Annotated in this window: 20 protein-coding genes, 1 tRNA gene and 1 riboswitch (1 of these 22 cut by a window edge); of the genes, 8 read left to right on the forward strand and 13 right to left on the reverse strand. The window is 68.9% G+C overall.

The features are described 5' to 3' along the window. Both msrP and clpB read right to left on the reverse strand, forming a co-directional pair. A protein-coding gene (gene msrP / locus JCM7685_RS00815; RefSeq protein ID WP_074968467.1) for a protein-methionine-sulfoxide reductase catalytic subunit MsrP crosses the window boundary here: on the reverse strand, positions 1 to 564 show its 5' portion. It extends 333 nt beyond the left edge of the window; only the first 564 of its 897 coding nucleotides appear in the window; the start codon lies at positions 562 to 564; its stop codon lies off the left edge, out of view. Between the two features lie 111 nt (positions 565 to 675). Beyond that, positions 676 to 3,303: an ATP-dependent chaperone ClpB gene (clpB, locus tag JCM7685_RS00820; RefSeq protein ID WP_074968468.1), complete on the reverse strand. Its 2,628-nt coding sequence runs from the start codon at positions 3,301 to 3,303 to the stop codon at positions 676 to 678. Positions 3,304 to 3,455: 152 nt separating this feature from the next. Between clpB and pyrF the strand changes: the two genes are divergently transcribed. Further along, positions 3,456 to 4,148 carry an orotidine-5'-phosphate decarboxylase gene (gene pyrF, locus JCM7685_RS00825; RefSeq protein WP_074968470.1) on the forward strand — a complete coding sequence of 231 codons (693 nt, stop codon included), beginning with the start codon at positions 3,456 to 3,458 and terminating at the stop codon, positions 4,146 to 4,148. Here the strand turns inward: pyrF and JCM7685_RS00830 are convergent. The 6 genes from JCM7685_RS00830 to JCM7685_RS00850 form a co-directional block, all read right to left on the reverse strand. Then, the gene (locus JCM7685_RS00830) at positions 4,061 to 4,582 is read right to left on the reverse strand and encodes a glutathione S-transferase family protein (protein WP_231964668.1); all 522 of its coding nucleotides are present in this window, start codon (positions 4,580 to 4,582) and stop codon (positions 4,061 to 4,063) included. The genes pyrF and JCM7685_RS00830 overlap by 88 nt on opposite strands. A 55-nt stretch (positions 4,583 to 4,637) precedes the next feature. Further along, positions 4,638 to 4,778 (reverse strand): hypothetical protein, encoded by a 141-nt coding sequence (locus JCM7685_RS20125; RefSeq protein WP_231964669.1) that lies wholly within the window; start codon positions 4,776 to 4,778, stop codon positions 4,638 to 4,640. Between the two features lie 64 nt (positions 4,779 to 4,842). Then, the gene (locus JCM7685_RS00835; protein WP_083412776.1) at positions 4,843 to 5,238 is read right to left on the reverse strand and encodes an NUDIX hydrolase; all 396 of its coding nucleotides are present in this window, start codon (positions 5,236 to 5,238) and stop codon (positions 4,843 to 4,845) included. A 20-nt stretch (positions 5,239 to 5,258) separates the two neighbouring features. Beyond that, the gene (locus tag JCM7685_RS00840) at positions 5,259 to 5,525 is read right to left on the reverse strand and encodes a hypothetical protein (RefSeq protein WP_074968471.1); all 267 of its coding nucleotides are present in this window, start codon (positions 5,523 to 5,525) and stop codon (positions 5,259 to 5,261) included. Beyond that, the gene (locus JCM7685_RS00845) at positions 5,522 to 6,412 is read right to left on the reverse strand and encodes an SPFH domain-containing protein (protein ID WP_074968473.1); all 891 of its coding nucleotides are present in this window, start codon (positions 6,410 to 6,412) and stop codon (positions 5,522 to 5,524) included. Before JCM7685_RS00845 ends, JCM7685_RS00840 begins: the two co-directional genes overlap by 4 nt. 14 nt (positions 6,413 to 6,426) lie before the next feature. Beyond that, positions 6,427 to 7,290 (reverse strand): N-formylglutamate amidohydrolase, encoded by an 864-nt coding sequence (locus JCM7685_RS00850; RefSeq protein WP_074968475.1) that lies wholly within the window; start codon positions 7,288 to 7,290, stop codon positions 6,427 to 6,429. A 180-nt stretch (positions 7,291 to 7,470) separates the two neighbouring features. Here JCM7685_RS00850 and JCM7685_RS00855 point away from each other — a divergent pair. Together JCM7685_RS00855 and ykgO are read left to right on the forward strand one after the other, a co-directional pair. Continuing rightward, positions 7,471 to 7,545: transfer RNA gene (locus JCM7685_RS00855), tRNA-Val, on the forward strand. Positions 7,546 to 7,629: 84 nt separating this feature from the next. Then, positions 7,630 to 7,755: a type B 50S ribosomal protein L36 gene (gene ykgO, locus JCM7685_RS00860; RefSeq protein WP_011746405.1), complete on the forward strand. Its 126-nt coding sequence runs from the start codon at positions 7,630 to 7,632 to the stop codon at positions 7,753 to 7,755. A gap of 136 nt (positions 7,756 to 7,891) precedes the next feature. Here ykgO and JCM7685_RS00865 read toward each other — a convergent pair whose 3' ends face one another. From JCM7685_RS00865 to JCM7685_RS19765, 3 genes are read right to left on the reverse strand one after another with little or no spacing between them, the layout of a single operon-like run. After that, a complete protein-coding gene (locus JCM7685_RS00865) occupies positions 7,892 to 8,335 on the reverse strand; it encodes a DMT family transporter (protein ID WP_074968477.1) in 444 nt (147 codons plus the stop codon). Positions 8,336 to 8,355: 20 nt separating this feature from the next. Then, positions 8,356 to 10,095, reverse strand: coding sequence for a peptidoglycan-binding protein (locus JCM7685_RS00870; RefSeq protein WP_074968479.1), 1,740 nt, complete (start codon positions 10,093 to 10,095; stop codon positions 8,356 to 8,358). Next, on the reverse strand, positions 10,077 to 10,310 hold the full coding sequence (locus JCM7685_RS19765; protein ID WP_172413067.1) for a hypothetical protein: 234 nt from the start codon (positions 10,308 to 10,310) through the stop codon (positions 10,077 to 10,079). The genes JCM7685_RS00870 and JCM7685_RS19765 overlap by 19 nt, the downstream gene beginning before the upstream one ends. 58 nt (positions 10,311 to 10,368) lie before the next feature. Between JCM7685_RS19765 and aroQ the strand changes: the two genes are divergently transcribed. Beyond that, on the forward strand, positions 10,369 to 10,803 hold the full coding sequence (aroQ, locus tag JCM7685_RS00875) for a type II 3-dehydroquinate dehydratase (RefSeq protein ID WP_074968481.1): 435 nt from the start codon (positions 10,369 to 10,371) through the stop codon (positions 10,801 to 10,803). Here aroQ and JCM7685_RS00880 read toward each other — a convergent pair. Beyond that, positions 10,800 to 11,603: a hypothetical protein gene (locus tag JCM7685_RS00880; RefSeq protein WP_083412780.1), complete on the reverse strand. Its 804-nt coding sequence runs from the start codon at positions 11,601 to 11,603 to the stop codon at positions 10,800 to 10,802. The genes aroQ and JCM7685_RS00880 overlap by 4 nt on opposite strands. A 146-nt stretch (positions 11,604 to 11,749) precedes the next feature. Next, positions 11,750 to 12,352, reverse strand: coding sequence for an HAD family hydrolase (locus tag JCM7685_RS00885; RefSeq protein WP_074968486.1), 603 nt, complete (start codon positions 12,350 to 12,352; stop codon positions 11,750 to 11,752). Between the two features lie 159 nt (positions 12,353 to 12,511). Between JCM7685_RS00885 and JCM7685_RS00890 the strand changes: the two genes are divergently transcribed. The 4 genes from JCM7685_RS00890 (at position 12,512) to thiS (ending at position 15,875) form a co-directional block, all read left to right on the forward strand. Further along, positions 12,512 to 13,678: a nucleotide sugar dehydrogenase gene (locus JCM7685_RS00890; protein WP_074968487.1), complete on the forward strand. Its 1,167-nt coding sequence runs from the start codon at positions 12,512 to 12,514 to the stop codon at positions 13,676 to 13,678. 46 nt (positions 13,679 to 13,724) lie between these two features. After that, a riboswitch (TPP riboswitch) is annotated at positions 13,725 to 13,828 on the forward strand. Positions 13,829 to 13,898: 70 nt separating this feature from the next. Further along, positions 13,899 to 14,720 (forward strand): bifunctional hydroxymethylpyrimidine kinase/phosphomethylpyrimidine kinase, encoded by an 822-nt coding sequence (gene thiD / locus JCM7685_RS00895; RefSeq protein ID WP_074968488.1) that lies wholly within the window; start codon positions 13,899 to 13,901, stop codon positions 14,718 to 14,720. Further along, positions 14,717 to 15,694, forward strand: a complete 978-nt coding sequence (locus tag JCM7685_RS00900; RefSeq protein WP_074968489.1) for an FAD-dependent oxidoreductase — start codon at positions 14,717 to 14,719, stop codon at positions 15,692 to 15,694. Before thiD ends, JCM7685_RS00900 begins: the two co-directional genes overlap by 4 nt. Beyond that, positions 15,678 to 15,875 carry a sulfur carrier protein ThiS gene (gene thiS, locus JCM7685_RS00905; RefSeq protein ID WP_074968490.1) on the forward strand — a complete coding sequence of 66 codons (198 nt, stop codon included), beginning with the start codon at positions 15,678 to 15,680 and terminating at the stop codon, positions 15,873 to 15,875. The genes JCM7685_RS00900 and thiS overlap by 17 nt, the downstream gene beginning before the upstream one ends. Position 15,876: the final 1 nt, after the last annotated feature.

Here is a 15,876-nt window from a genome sequence, read left to right on the forward strand (position 1 = left end):
GGTCGCCAGGATGGTCAGCGGATGCATTGCCTCGTCCAGCCGCAACCCCTCGCGATAGGGCCAGTCGAGGATGCGGCTGCGCTGCCCCGGCATCTGCGCCGGATCCTCGAGCGTGCGGAAGGCCACGTATTTCGCCCCCGGCTGCACCCCGGCCTTGGCCAGTACCGAGGCCAGCGGCACCCCCAGCCAGGGGATGACCATCGACCAGGCCTCGACGCAGCGCAGGCGATAGACCCGCTCCTCAAGCGCCGAGTCGGGCGCCAGGTCCTCGACCCCGTAGCTGCCGGGCTTGTCCACCATGCCGTCGATCGCGACCTGCCAGCCGGCGGTCTTCAGGCTACCGGCATAGTCGGCCGGGTCGGTCTTGCCGGTGCCGAATTCGTAGAAATTGTTGTAATTGGTGATGTCCTCGAAGCTGTTCGGCTTCTCGTCGGTCGAAAAGCCCGAAGGCTTGCCGCTGAGCCCCAGCGCCGGGGTCGCCAGCATCGCCAGGCCAGCACCGAGGAAAGTCCGGCGGTTCAGGAAATCCGCCTGGGGCGTCACGTCGGACCATCTCAGCTTCATCGCGCATCCTTTCCTGGAAAGCCCGGCCATGATGCCACCGGACGCGGTCCGGACCGATGAAATTCCGCGTGAGCGAAGGAAAGGGCGGCCGCCGGGGCCGCCCTTCAGGGTTCAGTGCAGCGGCGCGCGCGGGCCGTTTTCGCCCGCCTCGCCCAGATGCACCCCGGTCACCCGGTTGCCGACGATCAGCCCCTCGGGCCCGGCGCCGACATGCACGGTCTGGCCGTCCAGCACCTCGCCGCCCAGGATCATCTCGGCCAGCGGGTTCTGCAGGCTGCGCTGGATCACCCGCTTCAGCGGCCGGGCACCGAATACTGGGTCATAGCCTTCGTCCGCCAGCCATTTCATCGCATCCTCGTCCAGGTCCAGATGGATGTTGCGCTGCGCCAGCCGGTTTTCCAGGCCCCAGAGCTGGATCTTGACGATGCCGTCCATGTTTTCGCGCGTCAGCCGGTGGAAGATGATGATCTCGTCCAGTCGGTTCAGGAACTCGGGGCGGAAATGCGCCCGCACCGCGTCCATCACCTGCGTCCGCGCCTGGCTCGAATCCGCGCCGTCCGGCAGCGCCGACAGCGCCTGCGCCCCCAGGTTCGAGGTCAGGATAATCAGCGTCTGCTTGAAGTCCACCGTCCGGCCCTGGCCGTCGGTCAGCTGACCGTCGTCCAGCACCTGCAACAGCACGTTGAACACGTCCGGATGCGCCTTTTCGACCTCGTCGAACAGCACCACCTGATAGGGGCGCCGCCGCACGGCCTCGGTCAGCACGCCGCCCTCGTCATAGCCGACATAGCCCGGAGGCGCGCCGATCAGCCGCGAGACCGAATGCTTTTCCATGAATTCGGACATGTCTATGCGGACCATGGCCGAGTCGTCGTCGAACAGGTATTCGGCGATGGCCTTGGTCAGTTCGGTCTTGCCGACGCCGGTCGGCCCCAGGAACAGGAAGCTGCCCAGCGGCCGTTTCGGATCGTTCAGCCCAGCTCGCGCGCGACGGACGGCGTTCGAGACCGCCGTTACCGCCTCGGACTGGCCGATGACGCGCTTGCCAAGGACTTCTTCCATCTTCAGCAGCTTCTCGCGCTCGCCCTCCAGCATCTTGCTGGTGGGGATGCCGGTCCAGCGCTCGACCACCTCGGCGATCTGCTCGGGGCGGACGGCTTCCTCGACCATCGGGCCCTCGTCGGGGCCTTCCGAATCGGCCAGCTTCTTTTCCAGGCCGGGGATGATGCCATAGGAAAGCTCGCCGGCCCGGGCCAGGTTGCCTTCGCGCTTGGCCTGGTCCAGTTCGGCCCGGGCCTTGTCGAGTTGCTCCTTCAGGTTGCGCGAGCCTTCCAGCTTGTCGCGTTCCGCCTGCCAGCGGGCGGTCATCGTGGCCGAACGTTCCTGCAGTTCGGACAGCTGCTTTTCCAGCTTTTCAAGGCGATCCTTGCTGGCGGTGTCGTCCTCTTTCTTCAGCGCCTCGGCCTCGATCTGCATTTGCAGGATCTGGCGGTCCAGCGCATCGAGTTCCTCGGGCTTGCTGTCCACCTCCATCCGCAGCCGGCTCGCGGCCTCATCGACAAGGTCGATGGCCTTGTCGGGCAGGAAGCGGTCGGTGATGTAGCGATGGCTCAGCGTCGCGGCCGCCACCAGCGCGGCATCGCTGATGCGCACGCCGTGGTGCAGTTCATACTTTTCCTTGATGCCGCGCAGGATGCTGATCGTATCCTCGACCGTCGGCTCCAGCACCATCACGGGCTGGAAGCGCCGGGCCAGGGCCGCGTCCTTTTCGATATATTTGCGGTATTCGTCCAGCGTGGTGGCGCCGACGCAATGCAGCTCGCCCCGCGCAAGCGCGGGCTTGATCAGGTTCGCGGCATCCATGGCGCCGTCGGTCTTGCCGGCACCGACCAGCACATGCAGCTCGTCGATGAAGAGCACGATCTCGCCCGCCGCATCCTCGATCTCTTTCAAGACGGCCTTCAACCGCTCCTCGAACTCGCCGCGATATTTCGCGCCGGCGATCAAGGCGCCCATGTCCAAGGCCCAAAGCTGCTTGTTGCGCAGGGATTCGGGCACGTCGCCGTCGATGATGCGCAGCGCGAGGCCCTCGGCGATGGCGGTCTTGCCGACGCCGGGCTCGCCGATCAGCACCGGGTTGTTCTTGGTCCGGCGGGAAAGCACCTGCATGGCGCGGCGGATTTCCTCGTCCCGGCCGATGATCGGGTCGATCTTGCCGGCGGCCGCGGCCTCGGTCAGGTTGCGGGCGTATTTCGACAGCGCCTCATAGCTGTCCTCGGCGCTGGCGCTGTCGGCCGTCCGGCCCTTGCGGATGTCGTTGATCGCGGCGTTCAACGCCTGCGCGGTGACGTGACCGGCGGTCAGCGCATCGCGGGCATTGGTGTTGACCACGGCCAGCGCGGTCAGCACCCGCTCGGCCGGAACGAAACTGTCGCCCGCCTTCTTGGCCAGCTTCTCGGCCTCGTCCAGCACGCGCACCATCGAGGGGTCCACATAGACCTGCCCCTGCCCGCCGCTGACCTTGGGCTGTTTCGCCACCGCCATATCCACGGCCTGGCGCACCGCCTGGGCATCGCCGCCGGCGCGCGCGATCAGGTTGCTGGCGAAACCCTGGTCGTCGTCCATCAGCGCCTTCAGCAGATGCTCGGGCATCACGCGCTGGTTTTCCTCGCGGATCGCGATGGTCTGGGCGGCCTGCAGAAAGCCGCGCGAGCGTTCCGTGAATTTTTCCATATCCATATGAAATTCCTTTCCTCAGCCCCCGCTTTGGACCGCCCGCATTGGCACGGCCCGGCTCGGGTCTGCCTGTGACATGGGCAAGGACAAACGGGGTTTCAAGACGGCCGGTTCCCCCTTATAACCGCGCCGTTTGTCGCAGCCTTGGGTGAAACATGGATGACCGTCTGATCGTGGCGCTGGACGTGCCGAATGCGCTGGCCGGGCTGGAGCTGGCCGAGAAGATCGGCGACGCCGCCAGCTTCTACAAGATCGGGCTGGGGATGCTGACCGGAGGCGGGCTCGCGCTGGCCAACGAACTGAAGCAGGAACACGGCAAGCGCATCTTTCTGGACATGAAGTTCTTCGACATCGGCGCCACGGTCGAGGCGGCGGTCCGTGGCATCGCGCAATACGACCTCGACTTCCTGACCGTGCACGGCGACCCGCATGTGGTGCGCGCCGCGAAACAGGGCGCAAGCGGGTCGGGGCTGAAAATCCTGGCCGTGACGATCCTGACCTCGCTGGACCGCGTCGACCTGGATGCCGGGCTGATGGTGCCGGGCGACGTGGCCGAGATCGTCGCCACCCGCGCCGCCCGCGCCTTCGAGGCCGGCGCCGACGGCGTCATCGCCAGCCCGCGCGAGGCCGCTTTGATCCGCGCCCTGCCCGAATCGGCGGGCCGGCTGATCGTCACCCCCGGGGTGCGGCCGGCGGGCGCGGACGCGGGCGACCAGAAACGGATCGAGACGCCCGCCACCGCCATCGCGAACGGCGCCGATCATATCGTGGTCGGCCGACCGATCTGGCAGGCCGCCGACCCGCGCGCCGCTGCGCAAGCGATCCAGGCGGAGCTCGCCGCGCTGTAGTCAGGCGAAATTGCGCCGCCAAGCCGGCGTGATTGCCGGCCGCGCCGCCGCGGCCTGCGCGATGGACCAGATCTTCGGGGCATTGGCCTGGAACCACTCGGGCCGGGCTTCCAGTTCGTGATCGCCGCCGCATAGTTGTCCAGCGCCGAGAACCGCTCGCCCGGAAACCACGGCGCGCCGGCGACGCCGTCCAGCACCGTCCACAGCTCTTGCAGCCGCGCCGCGACCGCCTCGCCCAGTTCCGCCTGCGCCGGGGCCTCGGACAGAAAGCGTGCCGGATCGTCGCCGAAGGTGAAGCAAGGATAGGCCTGTGCCACCAGGAAAATCAGCCGGCGCAGGAACGCCGCCCGCTCGGGCTTATCCGGCCCGGCCACCAGGTCGTCTCGCCCGGTCAGCGCGGCCAGATGCAGCGTGATCGCGGCGCTTTCGGACATCACCTGCCCGTTCGGCAGCACCAGAACCGGGATCAGCCGGCCCGGCTGATGCGCATCAGCGTCTCGCGCGCGCCTTCTGGTCGATGAACAGGTCGGCGACCTCGACCGGCTCGAAGCCGATGCCGTAATGTGCCAGTTGCATCTCGACGATGGCCGAGCCCCAGCCGCCGCGCCGGTAAAGCTGCATCCCGGACATGACATGCTCCATGCTGGCTTGCCCATACGATACGGGGCGGATCATGCAAGGCCGGCGCCGATTCTCAAATATCCGCACCGGCCTCGGCAAGGATCATCCGCACCCGCTGCCGGAAATGCGGCACGGCACGGGGATGGGCGATGAATTGCTGGACAGGCATCATGCGCCATTCCTGCCCCTCGTCACCGAACCGGATGGCGGCGATTTCCTCGGGGCAAAGCTCGCCGTGGAACATCCAGCTTTGTCGGCCGGGGTCGTTCCAGGCAGCAAAAACCCTGCCCTGCAGCCGGTCGGGCGAAAGCCGCAGGCCGAACTCCTCTTGCAGCTCGCGCAGCGCGCAATCCACCGGCGTCTCGCCCGGCTCGGCGCCGCCGCCGGGCAGGTCCCAATGCGCCGGAAAGGGGATATGGTCGAAATCGTCGCGCAGGCAGGCCAACAGGCAGCCGGCATGGGTCAGCACCAGCTTGGCGCCGATGAAGCCTAGTTGTCGTTGATGTCGCGGGTCCAGCGCCGCACCTCGCCGCGATTGGTGCCGAAGATGCGGCGCAAGGCCAGCCAGATCGCCCCGGTCAGCAGCGCCGTCACCACCAGCGCCAGCGGCAGCCCGCCGGTCCAGATCCCGATCAGCAGCGCCAGCCCCATCAGCGCCACGGCAAGGGCGGCGCCCAGGAAGAACCATCCCGGCAGCACCAGCTCCAGCGCCGCCAGCAGCAGGGCGACGACGATCCAGATCCATCCGTTCATCATGGCCTGGCGCCGCGGAACAGCTTGAAGGCATCGCCCAGCGCCTCGACGGCCGAGGCCGGCACGATCAGGGTCTGCTTGCCCTGGCCCTTGCCGACCTCGGCCAGCACCTCGACCTGTCTCATCGCCACCTGATATTGTGCGGCCTCGATGCCGCCGTCGCGGATGGCGACGGCGATGGCATTGGTGGCATAGGCCTCGGCATCGGCCAGGATGCGCTTGGCCTTGGCCTGCTGCTCGGCCGCGTAAAGATCGCCGTCGGCGGCGAGTTCGACCGCGCGGCGGCGGCCCTCGGCTTCGGTGACCTGGGCGCGGCGGGCGCGTTCGGCGTTCAGCTGCTGCAGCATGGCGGCGCGGGTCGCCTCGTCCAGGTTCACGTCCAGGATCTCGGCCCGCGTCACCTCGATGCCCCAATCGTCGACGATATTGGCCAGCGATTCGCGGATGCGCTCGATCAGCGGGGCGCGGTTCGACTGCACCTGGTCCAGCTCCATCGTGCCGATCTCGGACCGCACGATGCCGGCGACCGTGGTGGTGATCGCCGCATCGACGTCGCGGATGCGATAGACGGTCTTTTCCGGCTCGATGATGCGATAGAAGACGCTGGTCTCGACCTGCACCAGCACGTTGTCCGCGGTGATCGCATCCTGGCGCGAGGTCGGCAGCTGCCGTTCCAGCACCGAGATCTTGTGCGCCACCCGGTCGAGGAAGGGCACGATGAAGTTGATCCCCGGCCCCAGCACCGAATGCAGCCGGCCGAAGCGCTCGACGACGTATTTCTCGGATTGCGGCACGATGCGGACGGCGCGGCTGACGGCCAGGAAGATCACCACCGCCAGGACGATCAGCGCGATATTGCGGCTGAGAAGGTCGGAAAGTTCGGGCGGCATCGGCGGTCCTTTCGTTATTCGGCGGCGATGGCCGTGTCGCCGGCATCCGGCCGCAGCTGCGCCAGCCGGGCCAGGACCCGGGCGAAGCGGGCGCGGAACAGGGCGAAATCGGCGCGCGGTTCGATCCGGCCCTCATCCATGTAGAGCGAGCGGTCCAGTTCCAGCTGCACGACATGGACGTTGCCGCGCGGCCGGCCGTAGGTCGCGGTGATATAGGCGCCCGAGAAGGGCGAGTTGCGGCGCAGCCGGAACCCCTCGCCCGCCACCGCCTCGGCCACCGCGGCGCTGATCCGGGGCGCGGCCGAGACGCCGTTGCGGTCGCCCAGCACCATGTCCGGGCGCGGCCGCGGCAGATGCGCCAGGGCATCGCGCGGCATGGAATGCATGTCGATCAGCACGGCGCCGCCGAAACGGCCCACCGCCTCGTCGATCAGACCGGCAAGCGCGCGGTGATAGGGGTGCCAGAACCGGTCCAGCCGGCTTTCGGCCTCGGCCCGCGGCATCGGCCGGTCGTGGATGCTGCGCCCCTGCGAGACGACGCGGGGAATCACCCCCAGCCCGGCCATGATTCGCGGGTTCATCGCCCGCGGCAGCGCGCCCTGGACCACCAGCGGGTCGATCTCCTCGGGGCCGCGGTTCAGGTCCACGAGGCAGCGCGGCACCCGCGCGGTCAGCACCGCCGCGCCATGGTCCAGCGCCGGCAGGATCAGCTGGTCCACGAAGGCGTCCTCGGACGAGCGCAGCTGCTGCGCATCCAGCCGCGATTCGGCCAGGAACCAGTCGGGATAGGTGCAGCCGGAATGCGGCGAGGCAAAGATCACCCCGCTCTGCCAATGGTCTGGCCGTCTCAGATCGAATACGCTGTCTTCGCTGTTCATCCTGCGGTTCCGCGCGTGCAACCGGCGCCCGTTCCGGGCATACAGACTGAAAGCCATTCGCCTGCGAACCGCAAGCGGGAATAACCGTCGATTGAGGGCTTGAAACCCCCAGGAGAGGTGGCTATAGACACGCGGACCAAGGCGATGCGGCGGGTTTTCCCGCGGGATCGTCTGTTCGGGGGGCGGTTAGCTCAGCGGTAGAGCACTACGTTGACATCGTAGTGGCCACTGGTTCGATCCCAGTACCGCCCACCATTCTGTTTCGCGCCGCCGGTGCCTGCCGGCGGTATTTCGTTTTCAAGGCGCGACCTAGCGATGCGCCGCGATAGGAGAAGACCGATGAAGGTTCGCAATTCGCTCCGCTCGCTCAAGAGCCGTCACCGCGATTGCCAGGTCGTGCGCCGCAAGGGCCGGATCTATGTGATCAACAAGACCAACCCGCGTTTCAAGGCCCGCCAGGGCTGATCCGCGGCTTGATCGCCGAATCTGAACGCCCGTCGCGCGGTTGTGCGGCGGGCGTTCTGCCGTTCCGGTTGGCACGGTCGCTGGTGGGGGCCGACTGCCCCCACGCCCCCGTGGATATTTGAACACAAAAGAAGCGCTAGAAGCGGGACAGGATCAGGCCGCCGCCGACCATCAGCGCCGCCAGCACGCGCGGCAGCGAAATCTCGCGCAGCGGCAGGCCGAAGGCGCCGGTGCGGTCGAGGACGATGGCCGCCAGGATCTGGCCCAGCGCCAGCGCGCAAAGCGCCGTCAGCGCGCCGAGCCGCGGCAACGTCCAGACCATGGTCCAGACGTAGAATGCCCCCAGCATGCCGCCGGCCCACATCCACCATTCCATCGAACCGGCGCGCAGGAAGGCCCGTCCCTGCCCCAGGCCGAGGGCGGCCAGCGCCAGGATGGCGAAGCCGACCCCGAAGGAAATCGCGGCCGCCGCCAGCGGGCTTTGCAAGCCGCGGCCCAGCGCCGCGTTGATCGGCGCCTGCACCGCGATGCAGACGCCGGCGAAGGTCACCATCGCGGCGGCCATTATCGGAAATTGCATGGAATCTATCCCTCTGGAATTCAGCGCAGCACCGCGTCCTGCAACAGGCTGGCGACCGTCTGCTGGGTCAGGTAGCCCGTCACCCGCAGGTTGCGCGCGGCCTGGTAGCGGCGGAGCGCGTCGCGGGTCTGGGCGGTGAACTGGCCGTCGACCGGCCCCGGCCGCATCCCGGCCAGGCGCAGCCTTTCCTCGACCAGCCGCCGGGTCGAGGGGTTCAGGCGCAGCGAATCCTCTTCGCGGCGGGCGGCCTCAATGCCGGCGCGCAGGGTGGCCAGCCGGTCGCGCGCCTCGGCCGCATGCGGGCCGCGCGGGAAGCGGTCCAGATAGGTCTGATAGCCCGCGGCCGAGCCCTGCCGGCGGGCCCATTGCCAGGTGGGCTCTTCGCCGCGGGGCGTGTCGGGCTGGGTCCCCTGCCCGGGAAGGCCGGCGAGTTGGCGGCGCGCGGTCTCGGCATGCAGCCCGTCCGGATAGCGCTTCAGATAGGCGCGCAGGCCCTCGGCATCGCCCTTGGCGCCGGTCTGCTGCAAATAGGCGCGGTCGCGGGCGGCGACTTCGTCCTCGGCGCGCTGGCTCTGGCTTGCGATCTTCTGGATCTGCGCCCGGTTGAGATAGCCGGTCGGGGCCAGGCCGTTGGCGCGCTGCCAGCTGGCGATGGCCTTGCGGCTGCGGCTGCCGAAGACCCCGTCGGCGCTGCCAGAGGCGTGCCCCAGCCGCGCCAGCCGGCGCTGGAGCGTGGCGCGCTCGGCCGGGCCCAGGTCCAGCGCCAGTTCGGCCGCCGCGGCAGGCGAGACCTGGGGCTGCGGCGTGGGGCGGGGCGGGTGCAGCGCCTCCAGCCGGTCGCGTGCCGCCTGCGCGTAGCGGCCCTGGGGGAAGCGTTTCAGATAGGCCTCGTAGCCCGCCGCACGGTTTTCGGCCGCCGCCTCGGCCCAGGCATCGCGATCGGCGTTCCGGCCCGCGGCGGCATCCCGGACCTGCGCCAGGCGTTCCTGGGCGGCTGCGGAATAAAGGCCGCGGGGAAATTCCCGCAGATAGGCCTGGTAGGCGGCGGCGCTGTCGGCGGCTGCGGCCCTGGCCCAGGCGTCGCGGTCCCCGGCCAGCGGATCCTCGGCTTGGCTGCCGGCGCGACCCAGCGGCACCAGGTCGCCGGCGCTGCCCGGCAGCAGCGTCAGCGCCCGGTCCAGCGCCGCCGCCTGGGCCAGAGAGCCGCCGCGCAGCAGCTCGGCCAGCGCCAGGGCCCCGGCCTCGGGCGTGCCGGTCAGGACCGAAACCCCCTCGGGCGCCTCGGTCAGGCCGATGCCGCTGGCCAACCCCGGGTCATGCGGCGACTGCTGCGCGTCCGTGCCGAGGATCAGCACCGCGCCGGGATCGCCGCCGGCCATCAGCCGCATCACCAGCGACAGCGGCACGCCCTGGGTTCCGGCGCTCAGCGGCCCGGGCCGGCCGACATCGGTGCCCATGAACCAGGTCTCGCCCGCGTCATGCAGGAAGCGGCCGTTCAGCGCCACGATGCGCGCGCCGGGCCGGTCGTCGGCACGGGCCAGCGCCTCGAGCGTGCGGCGCAGTGGCTCGCCAGTCAGGTCGACCCCGTCCTGAGTGGTAAAGCCCGCCGCCCGCAGCGCCTTGGCCAGCGCCGCCGTGTCCGATCCGGCAAGGTCGGGCGCGCTTTCGTAATTGGCATTGCCGATGATGACGGCACGGTTCTCGGCCCAGGCGGGGGCGGTCCCGGCCAGGACGGCAAGCATCACGGCGGCAAAGCGCATTCGGGCGACCTCTTCCGGCGGCGGCCGGGATCGGGAAGGGGTGCGCCGGTCATCCGTTCGTGGCGATGCCGGGCAACCGGTTCGATCCGGCCGCAAAGTTTCAACGTGTCGAGCACGGCCCATCTTGCCGCATCACCGCCCCCGGTTTCCAGAAGCGGCGTCATCACATCCGTATCACCGCAAGCCGGCGATGCCGAGACCCCGGCCTGCGACATCGGCTCTATCTTTCCCGCCGAACTGGGCTAGATTGCCACCAGCCTTGCGGAGAGCGCCATGACCACCGTCTATGTCCTGAACGGCCCCAACCTGAACCTGCTGGGACAGCGCCAGCCGGAAATCTATGGCAGCACCACGCTGGCCGACGTCGAGCGCGACTGCAAGACGCTGGGGGTCGAGCTGGGGCTGACCGTCGACTTCTTCCAGTCGAACCACGAAGGCGCGATCATCGACAAGATCCACGAGGCCCGGCTGAAGGCCAAGGCCATCGTCATCAACCCCGCCGCCTTCACCCATACCTCGGTCGCGATCCTGGATGCGCTGAACACCTTCGACGGGCCGGTGATCGAGGTGCATATCTCGAACGTCCACAAGCGCGAAAGCTTCCGCCACCATTCCTATGTCAGCCTGCGCGCCGAGGGCGTGATCGCCGGCTTCGGCATCAACGGCTATCTGCTGGCGCTGCGTCAGGTCGCGAAGCTGGTGGGCTAGGAGGCCGCGCCGGGCGGTTCCCAAAGGCCGCGCTCGCGGCGGAACCACTCGTAACAGGCGCCGTTGGCCGGCCCCCGGCCCTTGCCCTGCCAGGAAAATTGCAGCAGCGCGTCGCGGCGGGCCACCCGGCGCTCGCCCGGCACCCTGCCTTCGGCATTCAGCCAGATCCTGACCCCGTTCAGCGCCAGGTTGCCCGACAGCCAGGGATCGTCCACGGTCCAGAGCAGGTCGGGGATGTCGAAGGCGCTTTCCGGCATGAATTCCGGGCGCAGCAAGGCGCCGCCATAGCCCTTGAACACATCGACATGGCCCGATCGCAGCCAGGGCGAGGGCTTCGCCAGCCCCAGCGTTGCCAGCCGCAACAGCCGGTATCCCCAGCCCTTGCGGCGCGGCAGGGCGCGGGGCGTGGCGGTGCCGCCATAGCCGGGAACGAAGCCGCCCGCCTCGGCGATGACGCAATCGGGATGCGCGCGCTGCGCCGCCAGGAAGCGCGCGGTCCAGCCCCGATCATAGATGCGGTCGTCGTCGCACAGCAGCAACGCGCAATCCTGGCCGGCGCAATCGCGCACGGCCGGCAGGATCTTGGTCGCGGGGCCGTAATCCTCGTCGCTGCGGCAGAGGCTTACCCCTTGCGGTACCTCGGGCAGGCTGCCGTCCCAACCCGGAAAGCGGCGATAGCGCCGGGGAATGTAAAGCCGCACCTCGTCGGGCGGCACCTGCTGGTCCAGCACCGAGCGCAGCGTCGGCCCCAGCGCGGCAAAGCGGGAGGGAATCGAGGACAGGGTTACGACGAGTCTCACACGGGATTTCCTGATCGGGGTGCTTCCCAGTCGCCCGCGGCCCGCCCGCGAACGGGCATGGGCCTGGGACGCCCGGTGCCGCCGGCCTATCCCGCGCCGGCTGACAGCAGGCTGACCCGCACCGTCAGGAAATTGTCAGGACCACCCTAGAACAGCCCGCGCCGCGCCAGTTCCACGCCCAGCGCCTCGGCCCCGGTGAACAGGATCGCATCCATGCCCAGCGCCCTGGCGCCCTCGACATTGGCCGGGCTGTCGTCGATGAAGATGCAGTCCCCGGCCTCCAGCCGGTTGCGGTCCATCAGCAGGCGATAGATCGCCGGCATGGGCTTCAGCGCCCCCACCTGCCCCGAAACCAGGATGTCGCGGAACAGATCGCCCAGCCGCGGATGCAGATCCAGCGCATGGGGCCAGGTCTCGGCCGCCCAATTCGTCAGCGCGTACAGCGGCACGTCCCGCGCCAGCAGCGCCTCGGCGATCTCCCAGCTGCCGGGGACGGTCTTTTCGATGGTGACCGGAAAGCCCGCCAGATAGCCGGCCAGATGGCGCGCGTCGTCGCCATGGTCGGCGCGGGCGGCAGCCAGGCCTTCGGCGAAGCTGCGCCCGCCGTCCTGCAGCCGGTTCCAGGCGGCAAAGCCGATGCGGTCCATCCAGGCCTCGGCCTGGTGCCGCGTGGTGAAGACATCGGCGAATGCCAGGGCCGGGTCCCATTCGATCAGCACCCCGCCAAGGTCGAAGATCACGTTTTTCATGGCCTGCCTCACATCGCCTCGGGCTCTTCTGCCGCCATCTAATCGCGAAAGGGCGCGTGATCCATGGCAAAGGCGCCGAAGCGCCGCCCGGACAAGCGGCCGCTTCTGCAAGGCCGAAACCCGTGCTAAGCCGGATCGGAACGCAGGAAGGCGGAACAGATGACGATTGCGGTTGCCGGACTGGGCTATGTGGGCATGTCGATCGCGGTGTTGCTGGCACAGCATCACCAGGTCATGGCGCTGGACGTGGACGCGGCCCGCGTCGCCCAGGTCAACGCCCGCCGCTCGCCCATCGAGGATTCCGAGATCTCGGCCTGGCTGGCCGAAAAGCCGCTGAGGCTGCACGCGACCGGCGATGCGGCCCAGGCGCTGGCCGGCGCGGAATTCGTGATCGTTGCCACGCCGACCAATTACGACCCACGCTCGAACCGCTTCGACACCTCCAGCGTCGAAAGCGTGATCGCGCTGGCCCGCCGCCATGCGCCGCAAGCCACCATCGTCGTCAAGTCCACCGTCCCCGTCGGCTTCACCCAGCGGATGCGGGACGAGACCGGCTATGCGGGCATCCTGTTCTCGCCCGAGTTCCTGCGCGAAGGCCGGGCGCTCCACGACAACCTGCATCCCTCGCGCATCGTCGTCGGCGACCACGGCCCGGCGGCGCATCGCCTGGCCCGGCTGCTGGTCGAGGGCGCGATCCGCAAGGACATGCCGGTCCTCTTCACCGGCTCGACCGAGGCCGAGGCGATCAAGCTGTTCTCGAACACCTATCTCGCCATGCGCGTCGCCTATTTCAACGAGCTGGACAGCTATGCCGTGGCCCGCGGCCTCGACCCGCGCGAGATCATCGAGGGCGTGGGCCTCGATCCCCGCATCGGCGACCATTACAACAATCCCAGCTTCGGCTACGGCGGCTATTGCCTGCCCAAGGACACCAAGCAGTTGCTGGCCAATTACGACCAGGTGCCGCAAAGCCTGATCGCGGCGGTGGTGGACAGCAACCGCACCCGCAAGGATTTCATCGCCGAGGAGATCATCGCCCGCAAACCCCGGCTGGTCGGCGTCTATCGGCTGGTGATGAAGGCCGGTTCGGACAATTACCGCGACAGCTCGATCCAGGGCATCATGAAGCGGATCAAGGCCAAGGGCATCCCCTGCATCGTCTATGAGCCGGTGCTGGCGCAGGACGATTTCTTCAACAGCCCGGTGGTGCGCGACCTCGATACCTTCAAGGCCCAGGCCGACCTGATCATCGCCAACCGCCAATCGCCCGAACTGGCCGACGTTCAGGACAAGCTCTATACCCGCGACCTGTTCGGCCGGGACTGAGCCGGGGTTGCAAAAGCCCGGCGCGGACCCTAGTGTCTGGCCACGACTCATACACTTGGGGGGCCCTGCACGGGGCTGAGAGGCGCGGGGCGCCGACCCATCGAACCTGATCCGGGTGATGCCGGCGTAGGGAAGGGTAGAGTGCCGCGGCAGGATCATCGACCCGCCGACAGCCCGTTCCCGCCCCCGCCGGTCCGCCCGCCACTTGGAAAGGCCGACCATGCCGGGATCGCATCCCATCGCTTTGACCATCGCCGGCTCGGACAGCGGCGGCGGCGCCGGCATCCAGGCCGACCTCAAGACCTTCTCGGCGCTGGGGGTCTATGGCGCCTCTGTGATCACAGCGATCACCGCGCAGAACACCCGCACCGTCGCCGCGGTCGAACCCGTGTCCGCCGCCATGGTCACCGCGCAGATCGACGCCGTCTTCGGCGATCTGGAGGTGCGGGCGGTCAAGATCGGCATGGTCGGCGGCGCGGATGTGATCACGGCCGTCGCCGACCGTCTGGCGGCGCTGCTGGCGGACAATCCGGTGCCGGTGGTGCTGGATCCGGTCATGGTGGCGAAATCGGGCGATGCGCTGCTGGCGGAAGAGGCCGTCTCGGCGCTGCGCGAGCAACTGCTGCCCCTGGCGACGGTGCTGACCCCGAACCTGCCCGAGGCCGCGCGCCTTCTGGACCAAAATCCTGCCACCACGCCCGAGGAGATGCTGCGCCAGGGCGAGGCCTTGCAAGCCCTTGGCGCGACAAACGTGCTGATCAAGGGCGGCCATGGCAGCGGGGACAGCTGCACCGACCTGCTGGTCGGTCCTGATCCCCTGACCCTGACCGCGCCGCGTCAGGCGACGCGAAACACCCACGGCACCGGATGCTCGCTGTCCTCGGCCATTGCGGCGGGGCTGGCGCAGGGGCTGACGGTCCCCGATGCGGTCGCGCAGGCCCATGGTTGGCTGCAAGGCGCCATCGCCCGCGCCGACGGGCTTTGCGTGGGGTTGGGCCACGGTCCGGTGCATCACTTCTACAAGATGTGGGACGAAAATTGACCCGAATAACAATCCTTGGTGCGGGCGTCATGGGTCTTTGCATCGCCTCGGAACTGGCGGCGCGGGGGATGCCGTCGCGACTTATCGATCCGGCGGGCAAGCCCGGGGCGCAGGCTTGCAGCTGGCGCGCCGGCGGCATGCTGGCCCCCTATTGCGAGGCCGAAAGCGCCGAACCGGCGGTGCTGCGCCTGGGGCTCGATGCGGCCGACTGGTGGCAGGCGCAGGGCGCCGAGGTCACGCGGCGCGGCACGCTGGTGTTGGCGCCCTCGCGCGACCGGGCCGAGCTGGACCGCTTCGCCCGCCTGACCCAGGCGCATCGGGCCGTGAACGGCGACGAAATTGCGGCGCTGGAGCCCGACCTGGCCGGCCGCTTTCCGCGCGGGCTGCATTTCGCCACCGAGGCGCATCTGGACCCGCGCGCCGCGCTGCTGACCCTGCGCGACCGGCTTCGGGCGCAGGGCGTCGCCATCGAAACCGAGGGCACGCCCACGGGCTTGGTCGTAGACGCGCGCGGTCTCGCGGCGCGGGACCAGCTTGCCGACCTGCGCGGCGTGCGCGGCGAGATGCTGGTGATCCGCTGCCCCGAGGTCGCCCTGACCCGCACCATCCGGCTGCTGCATCCGCGCATACCCCTATATCTTGTTCCGCGGGGGGATGGCATCTACATGATCGGCGCCACCATGCTGGAAACCGGCGGCAAATACCGCGTCACCGCCCGCTCGGCGGTGGAAATGCTGTCCGCCGCCTATGCCCTGCATCCCGGCTTTGCCGAGGCCGAGATCCTGGAACTCGGCGCCGATGCCCGCCCGGCATTTCCCGACAACCTGCCCCGCCTGCGCCGGCGCGGCGGCACGCTTTACGCAAACGGCCTTTACCGCCACGGCTATCTTCTGGCCCCCGCCGTGGCCCGCATGGCCGCCGACTATCTTCTCGAGGGCCGGAAACCGGAGTTCATGGATGAAGATCACCCTTAACGGAGCGCCGCACGACTTGGCCGGCCCGACCGTGCAGGACGCGCTGACCCAGATTGGGCTGGCCGAGGCCAAGGTGGCGACGGCGCTGAACGGCGCCTTCCTGCCCGCCGCCGCCCGGCCCGGCACCACGCTGAAGGATGGCGACGCGCTGGAAGTCGTGGCGCCGATGCAGGGGGGCTGAG

Origin of the sequence: Paracoccus aminovorans (assembly GCF_900005615.1) — a bacterium.
Classification (GTDB): Bacteria; Pseudomonadota; Alphaproteobacteria; order Rhodobacterales; family Rhodobacteraceae; genus Paracoccus; species Paracoccus aminovorans.

Coding starts and splice junctions, on each gene's coding strand:
- thiS (WP_074968490.1), top strand. CDS start 15,678: ATGAAGATCACCCTTAACGGAGCGCCGCACGACTTGGCCGGCCCGACC.
- JCM7685_RS00870 (WP_074968479.1), bottom strand. CDS start 10,095: ATGCGCTTTGCCGCCGTGATGCTTGCCGTCCTGGCCGGGACCGCCCCC.
- ykgO (WP_011746405.1), top strand. CDS start 7,630: ATGAAGGTTCGCAATTCGCTCCGCTCGCTCAAGAGCCGTCACCGCGAT.
- JCM7685_RS20125 (WP_231964669.1), bottom strand. CDS start 4,778: ATGTCCGGGATGCAGCTTTACCGGCGCGGCGGCTGGGGCTCGGCCATC.
- JCM7685_RS00830 (WP_231964668.1), bottom strand. CDS start 4,582: ATGTCCGAAAGCGCCGCGATCACGCTGCATCTGGCCGCGCTGACCGGG.
- JCM7685_RS19765 (WP_172413067.1), bottom strand. CDS start 10,310: ATGTCGCAGGCCGGGGTCTCGGCATCGCCGGCTTGCGGTGATACGGAT.
- JCM7685_RS00885 (WP_074968486.1), bottom strand. CDS start 12,352: ATGAAAAACGTGATCTTCGACCTTGGCGGGGTGCTGATCGAATGGGAC.
- JCM7685_RS00840 (WP_074968471.1), bottom strand. CDS start 5,525: ATGATGAACGGATGGATCTGGATCGTCGTCGCCCTGCTGCTGGCGGCG.
- JCM7685_RS00845 (WP_074968473.1), bottom strand. CDS start 6,412: ATGCCGCCCGAACTTTCCGACCTTCTCAGCCGCAATATCGCGCTGATC.
- thiD (WP_074968488.1), top strand. CDS start 13,899: ATGCCGGGATCGCATCCCATCGCTTTGACCATCGCCGGCTCGGACAGC.
- clpB (WP_074968468.1), bottom strand. CDS start 3,303: ATGGATATGGAAAAATTCACGGAACGCTCGCGCGGCTTTCTGCAGGCC.
- aroQ (WP_074968481.1), top strand. CDS start 10,369: ATGACCACCGTCTATGTCCTGAACGGCCCCAACCTGAACCTGCTGGGA.
- JCM7685_RS00865 (WP_074968477.1), bottom strand. CDS start 8,335: ATGCAATTTCCGATAATGGCCGCCGCGATGGTGACCTTCGCCGGCGTC.
- pyrF (WP_074968470.1), top strand. CDS start 3,456: ATGGATGACCGTCTGATCGTGGCGCTGGACGTGCCGAATGCGCTGGCC.
- JCM7685_RS00850 (WP_074968475.1), bottom strand. CDS start 7,290: ATGAACAGCGAAGACAGCGTATTCGATCTGAGACGGCCAGACCATTGG.
- JCM7685_RS00890 (WP_074968487.1), top strand. CDS start 12,512: ATGACGATTGCGGTTGCCGGACTGGGCTATGTGGGCATGTCGATCGCG.